20 protein-coding genes and 2 pseudogenes are annotated in these 22,390 nt (G+C 52.3%); 13 read left to right on the forward strand and 9 right to left on the reverse strand.

The genetic code is table 11. The features are described from left to right. Nucleotides 1-117: 117 nt before the first annotated feature. Both C493_RS06835 and C493_RS06840 read right to left on the reverse strand, forming a co-directional pair. Complete coding sequence (locus tag C493_RS06835) at nucleotides 118-1,638, reverse strand: hypothetical protein (protein ID WP_007258690.1); 1,521 nt, start codon at nucleotides 1,636-1,638, stop codon at nucleotides 118-120. Nucleotides 1,639-1,737: 99 nt separating this feature from the next. Then, nucleotides 1,738-2,264: pseudogene (locus C493_RS06840) on the reverse strand (IS6 family transposase); the annotation flags it as partial. Between the two features lie 574 nt (nucleotides 2,265-2,838). Here C493_RS06840 and C493_RS06845 point away from each other — a divergent pair. The 4 genes from C493_RS06845 to C493_RS22120 all read left to right on the forward strand — a co-directional run bounded on the left by C493_RS06845 (nucleotide 2,839) and on the right by C493_RS22120 (nucleotide 6,161). Next, on the forward strand, nucleotides 2,839-3,333 hold the full coding sequence (locus C493_RS06845) for a hypothetical protein (RefSeq protein WP_152421108.1): 495 nt from the start codon (nucleotides 2,839-2,841) through the stop codon (nucleotides 3,331-3,333). Nucleotides 3,334-3,579: 246 nt separating this feature from the next. Further along, nucleotides 3,580-4,143 carry a hypothetical protein gene (locus C493_RS23770; protein ID WP_083912380.1) on the forward strand — a complete coding sequence of 188 codons (564 nt, stop codon included), beginning with the start codon at nucleotides 3,580-3,582 and terminating at the stop codon, nucleotides 4,141-4,143. Between the two features lie 88 nt (nucleotides 4,144-4,231). Next, nucleotides 4,232-5,173: a transcription initiation factor IIB gene (locus C493_RS22115; RefSeq protein WP_083912387.1), complete on the forward strand. Its 942-nt coding sequence runs from the start codon at nucleotides 4,232-4,234 to the stop codon at nucleotides 5,171-5,173. A 133-nt stretch (nucleotides 5,174-5,306) separates the two neighbouring features. Continuing rightward, nucleotides 5,307-6,161 carry a biosurfactant protein 1 gene (locus C493_RS22120; protein ID WP_083912381.1) on the forward strand — a complete coding sequence of 285 codons (855 nt, stop codon included), beginning with the start codon at nucleotides 5,307-5,309 and terminating at the stop codon, nucleotides 6,159-6,161. A gap of 98 nt (nucleotides 6,162-6,259) precedes the next feature. Here C493_RS22120 and C493_RS06855 read toward each other — a convergent pair whose 3' ends face one another. After that, a complete protein-coding gene (locus tag C493_RS06855) occupies nucleotides 6,260-6,988 on the reverse strand; it encodes a hypothetical protein (RefSeq protein ID WP_007258695.1) in 729 nt (242 codons plus the stop codon). Between the two features lie 316 nt (nucleotides 6,989-7,304). On the opposite strand from C493_RS06855, the gene C493_RS06860 reads away from it, so the two are divergent. From C493_RS06860 to C493_RS23775, 4 genes are all read left to right on the forward strand, one after another. After that, the gene (locus tag C493_RS06860) at nucleotides 7,305-7,574 is read left to right on the forward strand and encodes a type II toxin-antitoxin system RelE family toxin (RefSeq protein WP_152421109.1); all 270 of its coding nucleotides are present in this window, start codon (nucleotides 7,305-7,307) and stop codon (nucleotides 7,572-7,574) included. Nucleotides 7,575-7,717: 143 nt separating this feature from the next. Next, nucleotides 7,718-8,611, forward strand: coding sequence for a hypothetical protein (locus C493_RS06865; protein ID WP_152421110.1), 894 nt, complete (start codon nucleotides 7,718-7,720; stop codon nucleotides 8,609-8,611). An 87-nt stretch (nucleotides 8,612-8,698) separates the two neighbouring features. After that, on the forward strand, nucleotides 8,699-9,574 hold the full coding sequence (locus tag C493_RS06870; protein WP_161606886.1) for a DUF4238 domain-containing protein: 876 nt from the start codon (nucleotides 8,699-8,701) through the stop codon (nucleotides 9,572-9,574). A gap of 641 nt (nucleotides 9,575-10,215) precedes the next feature. After that, a complete protein-coding gene (locus C493_RS23775) occupies nucleotides 10,216-10,416 on the forward strand; it encodes a hypothetical protein (protein WP_083912382.1) in 201 nt (66 codons plus the stop codon). A gap of 57 nt (nucleotides 10,417-10,473) precedes the next feature. Here the strand turns inward: C493_RS23775 and C493_RS06875 are convergent, their stop codons facing one another. The 4 genes from C493_RS06875 to C493_RS06890 form a co-directional block, all read right to left on the reverse strand. Then, entirely contained in the window at nucleotides 10,474-11,874 is a 1,401-nt protein-coding gene (locus C493_RS06875) for a hypothetical protein (RefSeq protein WP_049889193.1), read from the reverse strand. Nucleotides 11,875-11,882: 8 nt separating this feature from the next. Further along, nucleotides 11,883-14,747 (reverse strand): AAA family ATPase, encoded by a 2,865-nt coding sequence (locus tag C493_RS06880; RefSeq protein ID WP_007258701.1) that lies wholly within the window; start codon nucleotides 14,745-14,747, stop codon nucleotides 11,883-11,885. A gap of 240 nt (nucleotides 14,748-14,987) precedes the next feature. Continuing rightward, complete coding sequence (locus C493_RS06885; protein WP_007258702.1) at nucleotides 14,988-15,791, reverse strand: DUF6036 family nucleotidyltransferase; 804 nt, start codon at nucleotides 15,789-15,791, stop codon at nucleotides 14,988-14,990. Continuing rightward, a complete protein-coding gene (locus C493_RS06890) occupies nucleotides 15,788-16,714 on the reverse strand; it encodes an ArsR family transcriptional regulator (protein WP_007258703.1) in 927 nt (308 codons plus the stop codon). The genes C493_RS06885 and C493_RS06890 overlap by 4 nt, the downstream gene beginning before the upstream one ends. Before the next feature lie 147 nt (nucleotides 16,715-16,861). On the opposite strand from C493_RS06890, the gene C493_RS06895 reads away from it, so the two are divergent. Further along, a complete protein-coding gene (locus C493_RS06895) occupies nucleotides 16,862-17,185 on the forward strand; it encodes a hypothetical protein (protein WP_007258704.1) in 324 nt (107 codons plus the stop codon). An 875-nt stretch (nucleotides 17,186-18,060) separates the two neighbouring features. Beyond that, nucleotides 18,061-19,299: an orc1/cdc6 family replication initiation protein gene (locus tag C493_RS06900; RefSeq protein WP_007258705.1), complete on the forward strand. Its 1,239-nt coding sequence runs from the start codon at nucleotides 18,061-18,063 to the stop codon at nucleotides 19,297-19,299. Nucleotides 19,300-19,313: 14 nt separating this feature from the next. Here the strand turns inward: C493_RS06900 and C493_RS06905 are convergent, their stop codons facing one another. Next, entirely contained in the window at nucleotides 19,314-19,823 is a 510-nt protein-coding gene (locus tag C493_RS06905; RefSeq protein WP_241430882.1) for a zinc ribbon domain-containing protein, read from the reverse strand. Nucleotides 19,824-19,926: 103 nt separating this feature from the next. Here C493_RS06905 and C493_RS23670 point away from each other — a divergent pair, with 103 nt between their 5' ends. The 3 genes from C493_RS23670 (at nucleotide 19,927) to C493_RS06920 (ending at nucleotide 22,046) form a co-directional block, all read left to right on the forward strand. Next, on the forward strand, nucleotides 19,927-20,775 hold the full coding sequence (locus tag C493_RS23670; protein WP_206537588.1) for a TIR domain-containing protein: 849 nt from the start codon (nucleotides 19,927-19,929) through the stop codon (nucleotides 20,773-20,775). Next, a complete protein-coding gene (locus C493_RS06915; protein ID WP_007258708.1) occupies nucleotides 20,768-21,382 on the forward strand; it encodes a RipA family octameric membrane protein in 615 nt (204 codons plus the stop codon). Before C493_RS23670 ends, C493_RS06915 begins: the two co-directional genes overlap by 8 nt. Nucleotides 21,383-21,470: 88 nt before the next feature. Beyond that, complete coding sequence (locus C493_RS06920) at nucleotides 21,471-22,046, forward strand: hypothetical protein (protein ID WP_007258709.1); 576 nt, start codon at nucleotides 21,471-21,473, stop codon at nucleotides 22,044-22,046. A 66-nt stretch (nucleotides 22,047-22,112) separates the two neighbouring features. Here the strand turns inward: C493_RS06920 and C493_RS06925 are convergent. Beyond that, a pseudogene (locus tag C493_RS06925) lies at nucleotides 22,113-22,376 on the reverse strand (hypothetical protein); the annotation flags it as partial. Between the last annotated feature and the right edge of the window lie 14 nt (nucleotides 22,377-22,390).

A 22,390-nucleotide genomic window follows, 5' to 3' on the forward strand; every position in this document is an offset into this window, starting at 1 on the left:
AAAGTTACTGCGAAAACCAGGGAGAGAAGCGCTCAAACACGCTGTCAAAGCAACGCTGTGAAATCAACAAAGTGCTACACAAGAGCGTAGTGTTTTTTAAAGCAGTGTTTTTAAAGTCTACACCGCCTCGTACTCCAAACTCACCTCACCCTCCAAGTACCGCACCCCTTTCTCAGTCACAACAAACTCATCACCAGACGTTTGCTCAACCACATCTACCCGTTGTAAAACCCTGACACGGCTCTCCACATACCCTTCCTGATACGGCAACTCACTCGCCACAACTTCCAGTTCACAACCATCCTCTTCCCGGATCTTCCCCGCAATATACATGTCACCAATATCGTCCAAGGAACGGAGATCTTCAACAGAATGCATGGTTTGGAAGAACAACCAGATCAGCTTCGCAGACAACAACTCATCATCATGGAAATCCGTTCTCCGTCCGTGGAGAATATCGTTGCGAGAAGGCCACACAAAACGGGTGTAGTACTGGCGGAACGGTTCAGGCAGGTCTTCCAAGTGCTGAGGGCTTCCCTCACCTTTTCCTACGACTTGGACACTGGTTAGATCGTCTATGTCTTCTGGCCAGATGCCGATTTCAACAGCGGTGTCAATGAACACTCCGTCAAGTTGTGAAAGCAGGGCAGGTATGGAAAGTGCGTACCGTCCTTCTTGGTGGGCGTCCAGTGCCTCATCGATGATCGGTTGTCTCCCGTTGTAGTCGTCGAAGGATCCGAGGTAGTCCTTGAACTCCTTGATATCCTCGTCGTCCCGAAGCTGTGCCGCCAGAAACTCCGCTGCAGCCTCGTTCCCCTCCTCCTTGTAGACCCTGTACAATTGCATGAAGGAGTCGTGGCGGACATCTCGCAGCCATTTAAACTCGAAATCAGACTCTCTGATCTCCTCGTACTGCTCTTGCAGCTGGATCAGAGGCTCGAGATTGGCGCTGAACAACGCGTTCAAACCTGCTATCTGCTCCTGGTACTGCTCCTGCATCGCCACGATTGGGGCGAGAGAGTGCGTTGCTAACGTGTTCGCAGCTTCCATCTCGGATGCGAACAGTGAGACTGTGGTCTGTGCTTGGGCAGCGATTTTCGGGCTGAGAATTGCAGCTATTTTGCTGACCTCTGGTTTGATGTCGAGGCTTTGAATCGCCTTGAGATTTGGGTCAGGCGGGTTGTCAGGGAGTTCTTGGTCTAACTCGACATCGTCTAAACTGGTTTCCCGGAGTCGGGAGCCAACGAACGCTCGTATGTCGTTTTGTATCTCTTCGATTGTCCGGTCGTACTCTTCGGCCAGATCGTCTTTGGAGTCTCCTTTGAAATAGTCTGTACCGATTTCTTCAGACCGTGATCCGATTTGTTCTCCACCTCCCTCGGTGTAGATCACAGTGTAGAGTGAGAGTAGTACTCGGGCTTCGTCGAGGTCTACGTTAAGAGCATCTGCTACCTGGTCAACTGTTTCACCAGGGGTGTCAGCAGTGGTGGATTCGAAGACTTGACCGGCATCCCGTGCCTTTCTACACTTGTCGAACCGGATCAGTTCCAGGTTCTTCTCCCGTCGCTCCTGGAACATTTGTTTCAGTTCTTCTGCCGAGGTTACCTTCTGTTCTTCCGGTGGCTCGTCCTCGCTCATTTTCTAATTCGTGTTTTTGCCTTTGCAGGGTACTTGACCTTACCATTCAGCCCTTATCCTAGTCGTTGGACGAGTCGGTGGTGTTCAGATAAGCTGATTCTATGCGAATCTGAACGCTCTGAGCCAGTCGTCGGCGGTTTTTGCTTCGGCGTTACTGAAACAGTTTGAAAACAAGGAAGTCTGTCGCTTTACCTCACCGAAGACACGTTCAACACTGTTCCGATTTTCATAGCGTCAGTATAGGAACTTGAGGCCGTGCCGAGAACAGGCATCTTTCAGCGAGTGCGGGCTATCGATGAGAAACACGGCGTCTGAAACGTCGTGTTTCTCGTGGAGTTCAGCAAAGAACGCGTGAGCTAGTATGTTGTTAGTCGTCGGTTCAAGCTTTGTGTGGAGTAAGTCGCCCATTTCAGGATCGACAGCATCGTACAGCCCATACTGCTCGTCGTTGAGTCGGATCACCGTCTCGTCGCCCGCAACGTGATTCGGGATCTTTCCGTTCTCGGGCTGTAGATCATCTTCATGTATCCAATTATGAACGGTAGATCGAGCCCATTTGATACCAAATATCTCAAGAAGGGGAAAACAGTATTTGAAAGAGATAACCCAGAAAGGTGCAGCTGAATAAGTTGGGAATGACAAGCCAGAAGTATATACCTTGATGCCAGAAGCTCTTGCTATGCCTTGAAGATCGTTTGCCACATTCAGATGTGGTTATTTTCCTAAGAGACGCCTAATTATATCTGGATTCTGTATACCAATGTCGCCCCGTATTATCTACTAATACAAACCTCAAACCCAACTAAAATCGCATCAGATTCCCGAAATAGTAGTTTTAGAGGATTTCATCATTGGGATGTGCCTATGCACAGGATTTATGTAGATCGCGCGCCAACACCCTATCAACGCTGACAAAGGTCAGCCTGGTTGAGGAAGACAACATCGGAGAACTCGACCCACGATCTGGTTGATGGCCTACCGTGGGTCGAAGGTGCAGCCCCAAATCACCCCTGCGTCGACCACCCGGATTGGGGGTCTGAGAAGGGATAGAGGGGCTTGTCAAGGTCTTAGGTGTACCTAGACAAGTAATTTTCCCTTCTCTTCAGGTGGCGGCAGGCTCGACAAATGAGCTCTACACCAGATTCCGACGATCGCAACGTTCGGTGGGTCGAACTGACTCACCAGAGACAGCAGCTGCTGATGGCCATTGCCGCAGTCAATGGTCACAGTGACTTCGAACGCCCCGAGCTTCGAGACGAGATCAAGGCCTCTTCCCGCGTCGAGGAAGTCGTTGACGACAAGGCCCGAGTGCTGAAATCGCTCAACAGCACATCCTTGCTCAATCGTCTTGTGGAGGTCGGATTCCTAAACAAGACGTTCCAAGGCGGATCCAGCCCCATCGTGCTCTTCTTAGAGTACGATGAGGACCGGGACGACCATGAGGTCGCACCCTTCGGTGATCTGAGCAGGTTCCACGACCTTGTCTTCCAAATTCTCGACCTCTACGGGCTCTCCGAGGCCGTACTGGGCGATGTCGACATGACCGACTTCAACGCGGTCATCAGAGCGGTGAACCAGGCGGTCGGAAAGACCGTGCTCGTCATTGTCTCCGAACCGAGTACCTATCGGTTTGCAGATGACAGTGCCTACGAGACGGTCGCAGAGAAGGTCGAAGAAGCGCGCGAAGACAAGTAACAGAACACCACACCGATCCACGATTTTTTGTGACGACCAGCCTTGTGGCGATTACTATTCTGGATTGAAACTTTGTTCTGTCCAGGGAGTGAATGCTATTCCATTGTCCATAGCGTGACGTGGCCAGTACGGTGAAACAGTTTAATCGTCATCTCTGCATTTCGGGAGTGGATACCGCTATAGGAACCGTGCAGCTTTTTTTGCGCCTGAACGGCTGAGGCGCACATCAAACAGCCTCAGTCATCAATGAGTATAGATCACTCCACCCAGAACGACCTGCATCAAGAACATCAATCGAATCACCAGTCAACGAGCAATCGGGATCGCAGTTACCCAGGCGACGTGGCCCACCTGAACGGCCACGAACTCGTAGCAATCGACGAGTGGCTTCCCGGTACTGAGCCATCACCGTACGAGATCGACCTTACAGAGGGCTACGAATACCGTACACGCTACTGGCGCTGCAGGAAGTGTAGGCAAGAACGTAACCGTCGAGACGAATTCACCAGTCACTGTGATGACCCACAGCCACCGACTGCACTCGAAGCGGGCGGATACTCGATCGACGAGCCACGGACCCGTCGCGCACTTACCGAAAACATGGATGTCCGATTCGGCCAACAAGGTCCTGTCTACGATGTTCTCAGTCAGAGTGGCGGCACCTACGTGGTCGACGTCGAGAAAGAGACGTGCGCCTGTCCTGATTTCGGACGGCGCCAGCCAAATGGTGGGTGCAAGCATCTCCGACGTGTCGACCTCGAGATCCACACAGGACTCGTCCCAGCTCCAGACGGGACCTTCATTCGTTAACTGAGACTACTGGAAAGCTCACTCGAGACGGTTTATGGCCCCAAAAGGGGGTGACGGGGTTAACAGACAGTTGCCTCGTCGGAGCAAGATGGCTACAAACGAGAGATTCAACAGTCACTTTACTCGAGAGACAGAGCAGACAAGGCGATCGACGACGTCATGCCCTGAGTGCGGTGGAAACCTACTCCCAGCGAACTACGAAACACGCTGTCGAGAGTGTGGCTTGATCGTCGGTGAAGACTTCCTCGACTACGGGCCGGAGTGGTTCGACTCACCCGAGAACTCGAGCCGGCGCCGAACAGGCACTCCGCTCACAGCAGGCCGACACGACCGTGGGCTGTCGACTGAGATCGGATGGAAGAAAGATGGGCAAGGGAACGCACTCCCTGGACGAAAACGTAGTCAACTCAACCGCCTTCGGCGGGAGCATCGCCGCAGTCGGTGGCGAACGAAGCGTGAACGAAATCTTGGATACAGTCTCGGTGAAGTCCGTCGAATCGTAAGTGCACTCGAGTTACCGGACTCATTGTGCGAACAGGCGTGTATGCTCTTTCGGCGTGCCCAAGGGGAGGACCTCTGTCAGGGACGGTCACTCGAGGGGGTTGCAGCAGCGAGCGTCTACGCAGTGTGTCGGTGCAACGGACTCGGCCGGGCCCTTGAGGAGATCAGTCAGCTGGCGACGTGCTCGCGGTCAGCCCTCGAGTGTGCGTACTCGGCGATGAACACCGAACTCGAACTTCCTACACCGATTCCACGGCCACAGAATTTCCTCCCGCGACTCGCAGCCACACTCGAGGTTCCAGACGAGATTCGACACCGAGCACTCGAGTTGGCAACGCTCGCAGAAGATGCTGGGATTACAAGTGGACGTCGCCCTCGAGGATTCGCCGCAACCTGTCTATACCGAGCCAGCCATGAGTTCGGCTACGGGCTCTCACAGCAAGAGGTTGCAGACTGTGCAAATACGTCGACAGCGACGATTCGAGCACATCGTGACTGTTTGTTCGAGGTCCTCGAAGACCAGGGGTAGTTACCCCACAGGGTTCAACTGGAAAATGTCGTGGGGTAACTCGTACTGAAAGCTGGACAATCACTTCAGAGAAACGCCGATCGGTCCCGCCTCGAGTTTAAATAGGAGAACGCGGCCTACGAAGAGTACGACGATGGATCAAAGAGAACTCGATCACCATGAACTTCGGCCGCTTGGAGAGGCACTATCCGGTGTAGATCCCGTCCTTGAAGAAAGACAAGACCGCAATCTCCGTGCCAGGCGGATGAGGTATGGAAGCAGAGAAACCGAAGAGCGCGAACCGGAGTCAGACTGTCGCTCATGTGGTGCATCAATTCCATCGGACCAGACCAAATGCCAGTTCTGTCTGAGTGAGCATATCGAGCCGATCGACGAAGACGCGTCACGGTCTACTGAAGTACTCTTGAGCGTGGTTTTCATCGTCACAGACGCACGGTCATACTACGAGGCTGTGGCGAAAGGAACAGCCGCCTGCCGCCAACTTGTCACTGACGAGGGGCCAATCAATGGGTATCAACTCGTGTACGACATCGACGATCCAGCACCACAGCTCGTCAAGCCCTGGACCTCACTGCCCTCAGCGGCTACACTAAATTCCGAACCCGGGCAACAGCTACTCAAGCGACTCGCCAACGTTAGCGGCGAGGATTCTATCAGATGGTCAACTGCCCATGGCAAGCCACCAATGCTTTACAACGAGTGGGGGCAATCGATCAACGACCTCGAGGACGTGCTTGGATTTGAAGAGAAAGCTCACCGATGGCTGGTTCCAGCACTTGCACTTCACGAGCAACTGCAGTCACAAGATGCTACCCAAGAAGAGCCGTGTCCACCAACCAAGAAACGACTCTTCTGTCATCGGTGCGACAAAGAGAGGGTGCATAGGTTTGATAGCCGTGAGTCCGTATCTGATCCATCCAAACTCAGGACACCGATTTGGAACTGTAGTCGGTGCGAAACGCCACGATACGGGCCTGATCCAGAGTGAAGACTTTTTTGAAAAGGTGCTCCACACGCAGGAGTATCCATATGATTTGTAAATTCGAATTTTTAGATTTTTAGAACAGAGGGAACGGTTTCTACTGCTTAGATAAGTTCTTCGTCGAGGACGCGCTTAATCACCTTCGTCTTCGATTGCTTTTCAACCTCCTCCTCAAGATTGTCCGACAGTTCGAAACAGTCACTTAGCGTTCTATCCGAGTCCTGTGCGATTTCACCCCACCACTCATCTTCGTCATCCGCCAGCACGAAGAGGAAGGTCTGTGCCCGGTCTTTCTCTGTTTCCTCGTCGATCAGCCTGTTGTACTTGTAGATCTGGCCGAGAACCTTATTCTTCGATAAATTCCCAGCGATCTTCGACTCGATTAACCAACACCTGCTAGAAGGGACGTGTTCGATATACAGGTCAAATCGCGTCCGAGTATGGTCGTGGATGCGGTGCTCGCGGTACACTTTGTAGTCATTACCAAACTCGTTTCGCAATGCTCCGTACATCTGCATTGAGACCATGACTTCGCGAGGCCGTTCGTCACCACAGACCGGAGTATCCTTGAGGATATGCTTGATCCGTGTCTCTGGTAGATACGGACTTTCGCGAAAGATCTCGTCATGGATCTGCCGGACGATCTCTTCAAATGTGTAATCACCGTCCTCGACCGACTTTTTCGCCGAATTTCGGATCCGCTTGGAGAACCCCGTTTTCGCTTTCTCCGGTGGCTGTACCTCACACCAATCACACCGACGTCGGATCGCACGTAACTCGCTTTTATCAAGGGTGTCAAGAACCCGGTACAGTCCGTGCCATGGACTCGCCATACGACTCCAGACCTCAGCGCAGTGATATAGCTTTGTGGGAATTGCCTGGCTCCAGCAGTAAACACACCAGTAACTGAGCGAATATATTTTCCGTCCCTTAATCCACATATGTTAGCAAACCGATCCCCACTGTCCTACACAGGAAAATGAGGTTCACGATGATCGAAAATTATTTATCTCTTCCTTGTTTCTGTAGGGTCACCGAGTAGGCCATACCCAAAAACCAAATTTGCTTGCCCAGCAGAGACTACCAGTCTCTGCCACTGTAGCGTCCACGGGGGACAGTCTGTCTCTCGTGGGCGTTACAAAGCAAATCATGGCCTACGAAATCGCGTTCACTGGTTCTATCGAGGAGGCGTTTGACGGGCTTGAAGCGGATGAGCGGAGCTACATCCAGAAGAAGCTGGATCAGATTGCTTCATCGGAATTTCGCCATCCGTCGCAGTGGGATTTCAAGCCGCTGAAAGGGCGTGGTGAGGGTCGGTTCCGTATCGGGAACGGTCTCCGGGTCGGTGCAAATATCGATGATGAAGAGAACACGATCCGTGTGTACTGGGCGGATCGACGCGAGAATTTGTACCGGTAGTCGGCCGGTAGGTCGTTTCGGTTGATGCAGGTGTCGTGAAGTCCGCACCGTGAGAACGGTCTCAGTCCACGAGCTTACCGGTCCAGTCCTGTAAACCCAGATACTCACTATTCATATCCATTGCTTGTGAAAACCCGAGAATAATGCCGACGTTACGAAAACGCCAGGAAAAATCAGAGGACAACCAGTCACCGTGGTTTGTGAGAATCTCAAACTGGTCTCCACCACCACCGACACACACATTCCAACTCAAACCCGCCGCAATCCGTATCCTCCGCGGGATGGGCCTCGAATCAGGTGACTCCTTCGAACGGCAGCAGTTCTGGACACTTTACAACCTTGACCTCACCTACACGCTTGACGGCAAATCCCCTGCAAATCCTGACCAGGAACTTGCAGAACTGGATCCAGAAAACATCCCGCCAAAACAACGGGTGGACTTCGTTAAAGAAGTGTTACGAGACTACTCTATCTCTGAAATACAGTCAGACGATTTCTACCGGTTACTGCTCTGCATCGATCGCGGACCAGATAATCCTCAGCGTCACCTCGTAGAATTTCTACTCTCTAACACGTCTATCGATCCTTCCCACGTTAAAACACTTGCTGCAGACAGTGACTCAATGCTCACTTCACCTGTGTTCGGAGCATTGGTCTGCCACGAATTCAACCAGTTCCTCGACGACGTGACCAATGTTGGCACAGGATATTGTGAACCCGTCGCCTACTGTAATGAACATGTCTATCTCGTTCACGAGAACATTGCCTGGGATCTCAACCCAGGACTCGCCGATTTCTATCTCGACTTCCCGGACTTCTATCTCAACGAAGTTGTCTCCCACCAGCACCCAATGTGTGAAATCACGGTCCTCGAAGAGATCCACGCAGCCCAATTCTTTGCAGATGCGAGAAAGACGTCAGATACAATCGGCCGGATACTGCAGAACGGATTCACCGACATCGAGAGCATCGTCATTGTTCCGATACAATCCCTTTCCAACCAGGAGATCAGGCATGCATTCGCCTTCGAAGAGTAGCGGATAATCCACACTCAGTCAGTGTAACATGAATATTATGCTGGGTGAGCAACAACTATCAATCCCCCTATGAGCAACACGGTGAAGATGCAACACTACGTCCCTCGATTCTATCTTCGAAACTTCGCTGCTGATACCTCCGGATCAACCCCTATTGTCCACTGCTTCGACAAACTGGAACGTAACCAGTTTCCAACATCTATTAGCAATATCGCAGGAGAGAACTACTTTTACGATATTGCTGAAGACCCCGACCAGAAATTCGAATCGCGGCTCGCAGCGATTGAGGGCGATTTCAGCCAAGCGTACGAGATCCTCCTCGACAGCGAAGACCTGAACGCGTTGGACGCAAACGACCGATCTGCCATCGCTTACTCAATCGCCGTCCAGGAGCTCCGCACTCGTGAGAACCACGAACAGCTCCGAGACATGTTCTCCAAAATCCGGAGCCGACTCGAAGGCATACAGATGAGTGACAAGATGGAGGACCAGATGGAAGAGCTTCGAGATCTCGACACTGATGAGGGTGCTACTCGGTTCCAGCGCGAATTCCTCCAAAACAACGCCTGGGATCTTGCGGAAATCGTCCTTGATATGAAGTGGGTTCTCTACGTGAACGACACGGACATGCCCTATTGGACGTCGGATCACCCGATCGTCCGCCACAACGACATCGATCACAGTCCATATGGGAGCATGGGGCTGCAAAGCAAGGGAATCCAGATTTACTTTCCGTTGTCACCAACCGTTTCTCTCTCGTTCTGTGATCCGACGATGTTCAATTTCCTACCGGCGAAATCGGAAGTCGAAATCGACCACGTCCGATTCCAGAACTCGTTACAAGTCCGTGAATCAACGCGACACGTCATTGCGAATATAGATAACTTCTCGATGGCTGAGGGTTTTGTCGAGGACTACCCGAAGTACGCCGAACCCGACCGCGATCGCGTGTCCATGGAGTAGCATCAACACCAACGATAGGAAACCCGGCTTTCAGAACAGCAGATCTGCCTGCTCTATTTCATATAGGACTGTCGTCGCTAGCAACACCATCAAAGGGAGTGACGCAGACTTTTGATTAAAATTTTGCCAGCAAGCATGCGAGTCCAAGAAAGTCTGTGGAAACACCTAACTAATGAATTATTATTTTTGATCGATGAAAATAACGGCGACAGCTTGCTGTATACAGCACGCGACACCTATCAAGTTCCAAGGGTTTTAGCAGAGCCAGCGTGAAATATGTTCAAATCAGACTCGACGATCCAGAGATTTACATTGGGTTGTGACTTTCTAAGGTCAACAAACTCATTCTTGTTGGTTTATCTGCCCCTGGAGGGGTTGCGGGGCTCACGAGAGTTACCCGCGGAGAATTATGGAAATGATTGAAAAGCCAACATCGTTGGCGAACGCTGAGGCGCTCCATTACCGAGGTATCGCCAGATGAGCAGAGGCGATGAGTGTCGAGTTCCGACCTGCTCAGCACCTGCTCGTAGTCTATCGGGATACGCTGGCCGCTTCTGTTCGAATAGGTGTGAGGTTCGGAACGACCACTTCCGAGCAGACGCTCGAGACGCCGCATACGCTGAACAGGAAGAAGGTCACTAATGCTCGAGCAGCGCGATCACCGAGGCAAGTGGTTCACACTCGGTCACGAGGACAGTGTCGACGATGCAGCCCTCGAACGTTGTCGGCGAGCAGAGGCACTCGAACGACAGGCTCAACGTGACCTCCGCGAACTCGAGCGTGCAAAGGCAGTTGCCGGTCCCGCTGGGAAACACCCCGATGCTGAGGTACTCGAGCGATGATACCGAATGAACGAGATCGAATTTGCCGCCCTGGAAAGCACCCGGCTGTGAGATCGATCACGCCGTCGTCCGATTTACTGCCGCCTGAATCGATTCCTGGAGTCTGTTCTGAGAGTCGATAAGATGGTTCGGATGAAACGGTTCTGAGTACAACTGGTAGTCCTGAACTGGACCACCAGTCCGAATACAGGCTGAATTTGCATACAACAGCGACGCTGCCCCTCCTCGAGACGCTGGGATAAGATCCACTGCATACGAGAGTACCTGCCGTACGTCGTCCAAATCAGGACTCGATTTGAATTTAGCATCCCCGATCCAGATGGTTTCCCCCTCATACGAGATTGCGAAGTCTGGCTCGCCAACTGACCGGCCGAGATTCGGCTCAAAATACCGGCTTGTGAACGGTGTCGTCACTTCCTCACCAAACCGCCCACCAGTCGGCTTCGAGGGCTTCTGATTGTAATGGACGACGTATTCCCCAATATGATACTCACCTTGGATTGGGTGAGCGATTCCTGAGTCCCCAGCAAGTTCACTCGTTACTTCAAGAAGATGCCGAAGCACCCATAGCTCGTAGGTCTTTGACATGGGCTTCAACGCCGAATTAAAGTCAGCACTCAACGCTAACTCCAAATTCACGTTTCGCAAAAATCCCTCCCAGAGATCGATGATATGCTGGAAATCCGTACCGGCTTGGGATCTCGCCTCATCAATTACTTCGGGCGAGCTGAGCGTGGTTTCCAGCGACTGATCAATTAACCGGTCGAACGGGGATCGTTCAAGAACCGAGCGATGATACGCTAATCTATTTGCAAGCACTTGCTCGTAATGCTCGTGTGTATCGATTATGCGGGCAAGTTCGGAAGCCACTGCAACATGGAATCGGACTAAGAGCAGATTCGGGAGTGAGTCTAAGTGAAACCGCGTCCGACGGGAAACAACTTGCTGTGAGCGCCTTGCTTTTTCCTGGGCTGTCCGTAGCACATCAATCTGGCCACGAGGCGACAAGTGCCGTTCGAGCTCATTTTCAACACGAACCGGTAATCGATGCGAGAGCACTTGTTCCGTCAGGGTCTCCAACGCCCGACTATACGGACTTAAACGAGCCTTCTGATCAAGCAACAGATCAGGGGAAAACTGTAGGGATGCTGCGATCGTCTCTGGGCCAATCACCTCTGTCCAATCTTGGACGTCCGCAACAATCTGCTTGAACTGATCATCAGACAGGTGTCGAGGCGATACTGATACCCCTTCAACAAACTCGCCGACCCACCCACCAGGATTGAAGACGCCATTTTTCAGAGTTGGTGGACCCTCTTCGAACTCCTCGATTCCGCCATTGTATTCCGAATTGACTACTTCCTTGAGTGTCCATACGCGATTCTCTAAGTAGGCGAGAGTCTCGTCATCGACAGCGAGGTCGTCGACCTGATAGTCCTGATATGTATCCAGTGGCATCAATGGAGTCATTCAAGGATGCTGCCAGCCTCTTTCGCTGAGTAGAGCGCACGCGCAGTGCCTGGCAAGCCTAACTCATCCGCAACTGTAACAACATCATCATAGGCTTGAACGATGGCATCCTCATCGCCGAGTGTCTCTGCTCGCCGCAACTCGCTGAGCACATGCTCGAATTGCGGAACAATATACGCTTGCGTCGCCTCATCAACTGTCTCTGCCGTCGTCTCCCCCGGGAATAGTAGCTCGTGTGCCAGTACATATGTCAATGCGTCCATTAGGACTGCATGTCCCAACTCCAGGAGATCTCGCTCATCAGTGTAGCGTGCGAACGCGACAAGCGTCTCAACGACATACTCGGTCTCGAGGTCGAACTCTCTCTCAGTAAGGGATTCTTGAGCCAACTGGACTCGGCGGGGTGTTGCTAGCTGGGGGAAGATCGTTACAGGATCAATTACGTTGCCGTTGAATGGTGAATCCGACTCATCGTACATGAGGCGCTCCATGGCGGCCTCAACGATCAAATCGGCTGTGTCTGTCGTATTTTCGTTCAGTAAGTCTATCGCGTCACTCGCGGTTGTATTTGAAGGCGTCGAAATACTGCAATCACTAGGTGAGGTGTCCGCCGTCAGAGAGGAAACGCGAACAAATGCAAACCGGCGTCGGAATGCGTACCCAAGCGAGAACAATTGTGCGAGATCATGCGTATTCATCGTCGCCAGAATCCGGAAGGATAGAGGGAGTTGCTGGCTGTCGTTCCCGTATTCGATTTCGCGATTCGCACGGTAATCGAGATCAAGAAGCGTGAAAACCTCGCCGAAGGCTTGGTCGAGATTGGCGCGGTTCAATTCATCGATGATCAGCCAGGATGGTTGGCCGTCATCTCGGAGTGAAGATTCAGCAGCCGCTCCAGCGCGGGACAAGACTCCCGGGACGGCGATCCACTCCTTGTCCGAATCTGTAGAGCCAGCTGGCTGCCACCCACCGGCGATTTCGTGATTTGTCCACTCAGAATGTGCCGTTTCGAGATGGACTCCATCTTCGCCGCAAATCATCTTCGACAGTTCTCGTGCCGTGAACGTCTTCCCAGTTCCTGGTGGTCCATAGAAGGCGAGATTCCGGCCTGCAACCAGGTGGACAAGTGACTGCTTGTAAAGATCTGGTCGGCGGGCAGAATCAACTTCTGACAACGCTATCTCGAGTGTTCCCGAATGCCAGCTTAGAATGAGATCCAGATCCTGTGGTGTTACTTTGAATATTCCTGCGCCGGTGAGGACTTCCTTCGAAAGGTATGGCTTAAGATCATCTAACCGGATCGGGGGGATCGAGTATACCTCTTCGAAATGGAGATAATAGTGTTGATTGTCTACATTCTCTGATTCGGTATCCGGTGGGTTGACCGGTTCGATATCACCAACCATTCCGATACTATCGACCTGCCACCCGTGTTCATCATGTTCTTGAAGTAGTGCGACGACACCGTTTTCCTCCGCGTTCCGTAATTGCCGGCTTCCTGGAATCCCCGCCTTGAAATGGTAAATATCCTTAGAGTCTTTGTACGATCCAGCATCCTTGATGGCGATAAAGCAGCCATCACGGGGGGTTTCAACGTCTGGTCCTGTCCACGGTTCGTCAGCAACCTGTGACTGCGGGTAATCTCGCATGAGAACTGGTTCTGGGATGTCAAAGTCGTTGTATTCTGTGAACAGTGATGTCAAAATCTCACTTGCTCCACCGTCGGACTCAATGAGGTGCGGGTTAAACTGGTCGAAATAGCCCATCCTAGAGAGCAATAGGTTCTCATTATCGGACCCATCCAGCTCTGCTTGGAATTTTCCCTCTACGGAACTCCATTCTTCAGCAACGGTGAATGGATCGCCGGTCGCGATCCAGATTCCATGGTATTCGTGGGTGTCGTACAGAACTTCGGAGAGTTCTTCTCGTAGATGATTTGGGAGGTGATTGAGTGAGTATGTTACCTTCTGGAGGTAGCGAACTGTGGAGTCGACCTGATGGAGGACGTAGTCGCCTCGCTGTAGTGTTGCATATTCGGGCCCATTATTGCTGGAGACACCAAAAATGCGGACATCATCGCCTGCTAGCATGGTGAGCGTCTCTATGTCCGTTGCAGGATGTTCTTCTAGTACTTTCCGGAGCTTTTGTGCTAATTCCTCATCGATGGAAGCGCCAACTGTTTGTTCGATTTTTTCTGCGAAGTCGTCTGCATTGCCACGGTTCCGATAAATATTCACCGCCGAAACTGGCTCAGGTTCAACGGAGTCGTCAGATGCAAATCCAAGTGATCGAGCTGTGGCTTCCTCCTCAATCACTTCTAAAGCCGACTCCACATGAACGCCGTAATTTTCAACTGCGTTAGTGGTTTCGTCGAGAATTAGACTGCGAATTTCTGTGTAAGAGTCGGTGTGTTCCTTGCGAGCGGCCCCTCGCATGAAGTTAACCACGCCATCTGTTTCAATGCCATCGATTTGGCCGTCGAAAGTGAGGTCGAGCCAGCCGACGTAGCGATAGTGCTGGTCACTACTGTCACCGACTGTAGGTGTTGCTTCAAAGTGATAGTCTGAGCGGACGATACCAATCCCCCTGATTGTCGATTTGCCTTGTTTTGCGATTAGAAGATCTCCTTCTGAGAGATCAGTAACGAATTTTGCGAGGATTTTGCTTTTCGGCCAGCCTGGCTTGCGACCCAGATCAAATTGGTCTTCGACATCTCGCTTTCCCGAGATGGTACTGAGATCACCATCGGTCTCAGGATACCCTACTCGGATTTGGCCAGCTTCGACGAGCTCTGGCCATCGGCCATCGTCGCCGATTGAGAAGACGTGGATTGGAGCACCGTCAAAGAGATCGTCGTCCATGAGTTACATTTGGTTGAGAACGTCATATAGTTGTTATCGTATGGACAATTGTGATTAGTTACAGTCAATTTAGTCATCAACCATTTAGCCATGTACACGGCAGGATTTCAAATAAGGACTTAAACTCATGTTGGTGCGTTTTTCAGGTGTCCCTGCCAGAAAACGTCCGACCATCTATTAATCTTATCTAAAGACCGCCACCAGATGGACAGCTTCCTTCCAAGTAGGGGTAGAACCGGGCTACTCCACTTGACTAACTGTATCACCATCTTGCTGTACCCGGTCGAATTCCGCGAGATATGCAACCCGATCTCGGACCTCAGCAACGTCTAGGTTCAGATCGACAGCTAGTTCGTCGATCGTCATCGGGCCGTCAAGCGCCTGGAGTACTTCGAGCCCACGGTAGTACCGCGTCGTCAGCTCCTGGACGCGGTCCTCAATCGGCGTGGTCACTCCGTACTGCTCCTCGAGGTCAACCAAGGCCTCGTTCACGAAGGTGGCGAATTGGTCGTCGCCGAGCCGGTCGATCTGCGCTTCGAGTTCACCTCGGACGACGTCGTAGTCGAGACCAGTCTGCACGAGCATATTCATGTCTTCGACGTCGTCATCTCGCCCTGCGACCGACTTGAACAGAAAGATATCCTCGTTGCTGACCAGGCGGACGGTTAGTTGATCCGTCGCGAGGAACGACTCGCTGCGTTCCCGCATTCCCTCAGTCAGCACGAGCTTGTTCGCGACCTGCTGGTTGAAGATGTCGAGGCGGCACCTGTCAGCGTTCTCGACGCAGCTGGTCGCGCCCAGCGCCCGATAATCGGCGTCCAGCGATTGTACCTCCGCATACCCGAGGTCCATTAGGACAGCCCACAGCTGGCCGTACGCGTCACTGTCAGCGACGACCAGATCGATATCCTTTGTCGCGCCCTTAAGATCGCGTAGCGACATCGCGCCCCCACCAATCAGATAGACCGTGAGCGGGTCAGATAATCCATCTGCGATTCGTTGGAACTCGTTCTCGATGTAGTCGCGTCCGAACGTTGGTCTCATTGGGGTAGGTCCACCTCATAGTCAGCAGCTAGCTTCTGGAATTCGTCCCACTCGGGGAGGCGGTCGCTGTCGACTGCTCCCTGCGTCTCGAGATATCGGAGCAGGGTGTCGATTTCGTCTTCGAGGCCGTATTTCGCGGCTTGCTCTCGGAGGTCGCTCTCGTCGATGTCGACGTGGCTGAGCAACAGGAGACAGTACGAGTGGTGGCGGGACCCATCGTCGATCAGCAATGTGTGACAGCAGAGCTCCACCGGCGAGACTTCCTCTATATCCTCAGAGTAGAGGTAGTATCGATGGCGGGTCAGCAGAAACTGGAGATCGAAGGCCGCGAACCGCGCAAGCCCGGTCTCGTGGAAGTTCTCTGCCTCGATCTCTATCTCGGTCTGGGAAAGAAATTCGTCGTAGTCCCTCCAGAGAATCGTCCCGTTCGGCGCAACCGATTCGAGACGCTGTCGATGGAGATGGTGCACAAGTTCGCGAGCAAACTTGTGCAGTCGGTCGAAGTCACCATTGAAATGGTAGCGGCTGTCATCAGTGCCGACGAGGCCACGGTCTCGCAGCCGTTTGAGAATCCGGTTGACGGTGTTGCGATAGTTGCCGCTCCGTTCGGCGACGTCAGCAACGGTCCGTGGCTGGTCGAGGTAGTAGAGGACCTCGAGGGCTTTGCCCGTCAGTAACTCGGGAAAGTCGATGTGAGAGTGCTGGCGGACGAGATCCTGGTATATTTCAACAGCCCGGGAATCCGAGGGTGTGACGTATTTACGGCGGCCGTCACGTTCCGTGTAGACCAGCCTTTTCTCGACGAGATCTCCGACAGCACGGGAGAGGTAACTCTCGCTGTGGTCGAGCTTCGTCGCGAGCTCCGAGATCGTATCACCACGTTCGGCGGTAGCGAGGACCTCGAGTTCGATTCGTCGTAGCACGTTGTAACACAGTACGAATCTTATATTTAAACAAGTTTCGAGTAGTGTTACACCAGAGGGAGGATTGAAGGAGAACGGTCAAACACAGTCTTAACCAACAATACTATGTCAGCAACGTTTTTGTTGGTTAACACGGATTGAGTTGCCATGTCCTACGAGCCACCGACACCCCCACAGGAACTTCCCGCCGATGTCGTCGACACACTTGACGACTACTCGCCTGAACTCCTTCGGTACGTCGCCAGGTACACTAAGGATCTTGCAGAATACCGCGAGCGAGAGGCACGACTAGCGGAAAACGAAGGGAACAACCAGATCAAGGAGCAACCAGAGGACCTTCCAGATGACGTCCCGTCGAAGGCCACGATCACAGTGAAGGAGATTAACGACAACCGCTACTACTACTGGCAGTGGCGGGATGGAGAAAAGATACGCTCAAAGTACAAAGGCCCAGTCGATCCAGAGAACTAGTCCTTGTTTAGGTTGGTTGGTCGAAGGACGTCGATTTACTGGAAACAGTGGTGTGGGAGTTGGGAATACTGATCCCAGTTGTTCGCTGATCTCGGTTAGAACAGCGTTCTACTCGCGAAGCGTAATTAACTAACACAAGGCGGAAACCCGTCCACTTGTTGGTTAATCGGTGTAGGTCGTCTGACGAGAGTCAGACACCACCATTTCCACTAATACGCTCACACAATGAACTGATGATCGTATCTTATCCACTCTCCCCCCACTGTTTCCAGTAAAGCTAGTAGCAAGGGTCTCCTGAGCTGTGGTGTTGTTTTGTTTCAATAGAATCAAACCCAACAACAAGCCACCTCTAGCTCTCCTACGGACTAGCTCGGACGGTAAGGATATAAACTTTTCTCTGATTTAGAGTTATCTTTCACTATCCGACTGTCTTCCGTAGTCCTTTACTGGAAATAGTGGGGTGGGGGTGTTCCGTCATTCTTATCCAGTGATTCCCTCTTCTGTCTAGCGATTCCTATTCTTCCATGGTATACTGGAAACGATGGCGTCTGTACTGTATATAAAAGATTGTTTACTGGAAATACTGGAACCCTGTGGTTTCTGTTCTGTAAGCATCCAACTGGAAGCACCGAGAATTACTGGAAATAACGGGGTGAGTTTGATCACTTGTCGGTTGATGTCTTTACTGGAAATAGTGGGGTGTAGTGTCTCAAAGATGCTTTCTTAATAACAACCAAATTGACTTTCTTCCAATAGACTGGAAACAATGGGGTCGATATCCAATAGTGGAAACCATGCTCCTCATGGTTATACTGGAAATAGCGGAAACAGTGGTCGAAACAGTTATGATTCTTGCCTGAATCAGTCGACACAATATGACTCCACGATTCCAGCCGGACGACACACTGTACAAACGACGGAATACACTCAAAGTCGAGTATGTTCCAGACGACATCGTCGGACGGGATAACGAGATTGAGGAGTACGAAGCAGCCCTACAGCCGATCATCAACGGCGAGTACCCCGATAACATCTTCATTTACGGCAAGACCGGTGTCGGGAAGACTGCTGTGACAAATTTCTTGCTAAACGAACTCCAGGAATCTGCAAAACATTTTGAAGTCGATCTCTCTGTCATCACGCTCAACTGCGATGGCCTCAGCACGAGCTATCAGGCCGCGATCAGTCTGGTGAACAATCTCCGAGAACCCGAACACCACATCGCCGAAACCGGTCATCCGCAATCCAAAGTCTACCGCCTTCTCTGGGATGAACTCAATAATCTCTCTGGGACTGTCATCATCGTTCTCGACGAGATCGACCACATCACGGATGATACGTTCCTCTACCAGATTACTCGCGCAGACAACAACGGATACATCGACAACATTCAGCTTGGCCTCATCGGGATTAGCAACGACTCGACGTTCCGAGAGCAGCTTGACGCGAAGGTTCAATCGTCTCTGTGTGAAACCGAGATCTCGTTTCCGCCGTATGGAACTAAAGAGCTCCAGAAAGTTCTCGAACAGCGAGCAGATATCGCGTTCCACCAAAGCGCACTCGAGGACGGAGTGATTCCGTTGTGTGCTGCCCTTGGTCGCCAGGATGGTGGAGACGCCCGACGAGCGATTACGCTCCTTCGGAAGGCTGGCGATCTTGCACGCACCGAGAACGCGGATTCGGTTACGACTGATCATGTTGAACGCGCCCAGGAGAAACTTGAAGCACAACAGAGCATGGACATCATGCGCGACCTCACCGAACACGAGCAACTCACGCTCTACGCGCTGACTACGCTCGCTGCCGAGGACGCTACCCCTGCCCGATCGCGGATCGTCTACCAGCGCTACAAAGAACTCTGTGAGTTCCAGGGTCGAGACCCACGTACGGCCCGCCGGATGCGCAGCTTCCTGTCCGACTTCGAGATTCTCAATCTAACGCTCTCGCACATAGAACACCGTGGTCAGGACGGCGGAACGTACCGCGAACATGAAATCAACCGGGACATCGCGACTGTCGTCGACGCGCTACAGACGATCATCAGCGAGATCGGTGCCCACCGGAGTATCATCGAGTACCTTCCCGACTCCGGTGAAGAATTTGCGGCGATGTAGCGCAAGGGTACATCTTATTCATCGCCAATATCGTCGAGTTCTTCGCCTGCTATTTCGACCAATTTCTGTAGTCGCTCGTTGAATTCGTCTTCAAACTCTGTGTGGAGAGATTCATCGTACATTCGTAGAGTACGACCAAGCCCTATCGCGGCCAGCCAGTCACGGACCTGATTGCTATTCATATCCTCAACGGGCGTGGATAGCGCTTCAGAGCTTAAACCAGCTGCCCACAGTTGGAGTAGGTCCAATTCTTCGACCATCGCGAGACGGGCGAAATCTTCCAGGGCGGCGTTCACTTCTCGGGATAATTGCATATACGAAACCGAGTCCCGGTCGAGTTCACGTTCGCCACTGAGTAGACCATTGATGTAGGAGAGCGAACGTAGCGAGAGAAATCCATCTCGACTTACTGCCATCGGCGGATCTGTTTCTGACTCTGCGACCTTAGAAAGTGCCTGCCCGCATGAACCACAGTAGTGGTGAATATCTTTGACTCGACTTCCGCAATTTGAGCAATAGGGCATATCGAACACTGCGATTCGTAGGTACACAGGTGTTGCTAGCCGAGCCCAGAAATTAGTGAAAAGTCCCCTTGGGTTTAAATACTCAAATCACGACATATTTGTTGTGACGCCAAACGAAAACGACCACGTCACCCGCGTCCCGACAGTCGAGGTTCAAAGCCCCACTGGCTGCCTCGATGTGAACTCTTTGGTGAATGGACGAGATGACACCGACCCGTTCTCTGCCCTGTTCAGCGATGGTAATAGCGACAGTGTCTTAGACGCCACTGAACCAACATCTGTCCCGACCGGCAGCGACCAACCACCGAACCTTGTCGACCTCGGAAAGGACCTCCTTGTCGGGTATGCTGACTGGAAGGGCGGGCAAGTCGAACACGACCCGCACGACGACCCACTTCGATACCTCTGGAACGACGCACCAGAATTGATCATTGCTGCCGCCGCCGCGGGCTATCTCTCATATAAGGGAGCGCAGGGACTCGGTGGTCTGGTTTCAGCCGGCTCTACAACTGAAGACACCGATTCACCGGCCCGACCTCGGCTTCCCCTTGATGATCGACCATATCGGGTGTTCGTGAGTCATTCGTGGAAGTACTCTGATCAGCGCGAACGTATCGAGAAGTTCCTCGATGACGAAGAGCGACTCGACTGGCAGAATTTCAGCGTCCCAGAGGACGACCCGCTGGAGTTCGAGGACACGAACGATCTTCGACAGCAGCTCTATCAGCAGGTTCGACAAGCGAACGTTGTCGTCGTTGTTGCTGGAATGTATGTCTCGCACAGTGAATGGATCGAGGAGGAAATTGAGATGGCGAAACACTTCGAAAAACCCATTATCGGAGTGCAGCCGAACGGGAACGAGCGACTACCCGTCTCGGTGAGGGACGCTGCGGACGAGATCGTTGGTTGGCGACAGCGGTCGATTGTGAACGCGATTGCGAAACATGGCTGAGGAGGGCTCAACGGAGCTAGAGCCGTCGTCAGATTCAGATACGACCTCTAACGACTTCCCCAACCCCACGCGCGATGAGACGCTCATCGACCAGTACACACACTACGCCGGGAGTGCGATGGGCGTTTCTGACCGGAGACTTCGGACAAATCGGTTTTACGTCTCACTCCTCTCCGGAATTCTGGTCGTAATCACGTTTATCGCCCGGGAGCCTCTTTCGCTCGCTCAACAGATCGGGTTCGTGGCAGTGGGTCTGCTTGGCGTTTGTCTCTGCGGACTCTGGTATCAGACAGTGGACTCCCACCGTCGACTAAACCAGGCCAAATATGAGATACTCCATGAGATGGAATCCAACCTCGCGTATCCAGTGTATCAACAGGAGTGGGAGCGTTTAGGCCCAACTGGAGCCACCGAGTCACATGATACCCGGTTTCCTCGAATCACGATGCTTGGCGAGGTTCTTTGGGATATCGCTCGAAACACCGACGACGTCCAATATTACGAGCAAACGACAGTAGAGAAGACGATTGCCGCACTATTGGCACACCTGTACGTTCTTCTCACATTGTACGCTAGCGGTTTGCTGGTGTATTCCATTGTCTGGTAGTAGTCCAATGTACAGCTGACGTTTGGTGTGACAGAGTTGATGAAACTATCGTCAGGAAGTACTTATGGGTGCCCCCCGGACGATGCGTATGGGACTATTTGAGACCTTATTTAGCTCATCCACCGCTGACTCTGTTCCTCAGGCACAGCAGCCAGGTAAGCACGAAATCTTCCCCGACGAGAAGTACAATGTCGCTTACGCCGTCGCTGCCCGACGTGAGGAGCTGCGGGCATTAGAACAGCTACTAGAAACGGACCAGACCTCACCTACCGCCTTAGAGGCAGAGCCCTTTCTACGGGAAATAATCGATGAAATGGAGCACGACAAAGAATACTCTCTTCGCCTTCGCACATCAGGCGAGGGTCTTGTCGACGATATTCGTGAGCTCTTGGAGCACTGGGATAAACAGGTAGATGGTCAGATCGGGACGATTTGGTGGCCTATCGGTGCCGATACTACATTCAGGCTGTACCTTCACTACCTAGAGGTTCGGGCTGATGCAGAGGATGACCAATTTTCGTTCCCTGAGTCCGCTGGACAGGTTCACACTCTTGTCCAACGCGGACTTAGTGCAATGGCAGATGACGACAACTCAAAGCTCGCTGTAGTGCACAAGCGAGATATTCCTTGGGAGACTCCAACTGAGGAAGACCAGAACGAATAGCTGCTCTCCGAAGGCTTTCTATCAAAATGAAATGCGTTCACGCCCTACGATCTGTGAATCACTGATTCACTGATCAGCGTTTTGCTTTGCGAGCTCGCGAATTTTCTCCTTCGTCTCCTCTCGATACTCGCCAAAAGCCACCTCGAAGACACCTCGGTAGTAGTGTTTGTTCTTCTCCAGCGTGACGCCCTCGCGCTTTAGTTGCTTCTTCAGGCGAGTAAATGTGATCTCGATGTCCTCGCTCTGCTCTGGTTCCACGTATATCGTGACAGAATCCCAATCCTCGCGGATGTTCAGTGGTTCGTCGTCTGATTCTTCTGCTACCATCGTTTCCTCCTGATATT

This window comes from Natronolimnohabitans innermongolicus JCM 12255 (genome assembly GCF_000337215.1).
Lineage (GTDB): Archaea > Halobacteriota > Halobacteria > Halobacteriales > Natrialbaceae > Natronolimnohabitans > Natronolimnohabitans innermongolicus.

Coding starts and splice junctions, on each gene's coding strand:
- C493_RS06835 (WP_007258690.1), bottom strand. CDS start 1,638: ATGAGCGAGGACGAGCCACCGGAAGAACAGAAGGTAACCTCGGCAGAA.
- C493_RS06845 (WP_152421108.1), top strand. CDS start 2,839: ATGGCCATTGCCGCAGTCAATGGTCACAGTGACTTCGAACGCCCCGAG.
- C493_RS23770 (WP_083912380.1), top strand. CDS start 3,580: ATGAGTATAGATCACTCCACCCAGAACGACCTGCATCAAGAACATCAA.
- C493_RS22115 (WP_083912387.1), top strand. CDS start 4,232: ATGGCTACAAACGAGAGATTCAACAGTCACTTTACTCGAGAGACAGAG.
- C493_RS22120 (WP_083912381.1), top strand. CDS start 5,307: ATGGATCAAAGAGAACTCGATCACCATGAACTTCGGCCGCTTGGAGAG.
- C493_RS06855 (WP_007258695.1), bottom strand. CDS start 6,988: ATGGCGAGTCCATGGCACGGACTGTACCGGGTTCTTGACACCCTTGAT.
- C493_RS06860 (WP_152421109.1), top strand. CDS start 7,305: ATGGCCTACGAAATCGCGTTCACTGGTTCTATCGAGGAGGCGTTTGAC.
- C493_RS06865 (WP_152421110.1), top strand. CDS start 7,718: ATGCCGACGTTACGAAAACGCCAGGAAAAATCAGAGGACAACCAGTCA.
- C493_RS06870 (WP_161606886.1), top strand. CDS start 8,699: ATGCAACACTACGTCCCTCGATTCTATCTTCGAAACTTCGCTGCTGAT.
- C493_RS23775 (WP_083912382.1), top strand. CDS start 10,216: ATGCTCGAGCAGCGCGATCACCGAGGCAAGTGGTTCACACTCGGTCAC.
- C493_RS06875 (WP_049889193.1), bottom strand. CDS start 11,874: ATGCCACTGGATACATATCAGGACTATCAGGTCGACGACCTCGCTGTC.
- C493_RS06880 (WP_007258701.1), bottom strand. CDS start 14,747: ATGGACGACGATCTCTTTGACGGTGCTCCAATCCACGTCTTCTCAATC.
- C493_RS06885 (WP_007258702.1), bottom strand. CDS start 15,791: ATGAGACCAACGTTCGGACGCGACTACATCGAGAACGAGTTCCAACGA.
- C493_RS06895 (WP_007258704.1), top strand. CDS start 16,862: ATGTCCTACGAGCCACCGACACCCCCACAGGAACTTCCCGCCGATGTC.
- C493_RS06900 (WP_007258705.1), top strand. CDS start 18,061: ATGACTCCACGATTCCAGCCGGACGACACACTGTACAAACGACGGAAT.
- C493_RS06905 (WP_241430882.1), bottom strand. CDS start 19,823: ATGCCCTATTGCTCAAATTGCGGAAGTCGAGTCAAAGATATTCACCAC.
- C493_RS06915 (WP_007258708.1), top strand. CDS start 20,768: ATGGCTGAGGAGGGCTCAACGGAGCTAGAGCCGTCGTCAGATTCAGAT.
- C493_RS06920 (WP_007258709.1), top strand. CDS start 21,471: ATGGGACTATTTGAGACCTTATTTAGCTCATCCACCGCTGACTCTGTT.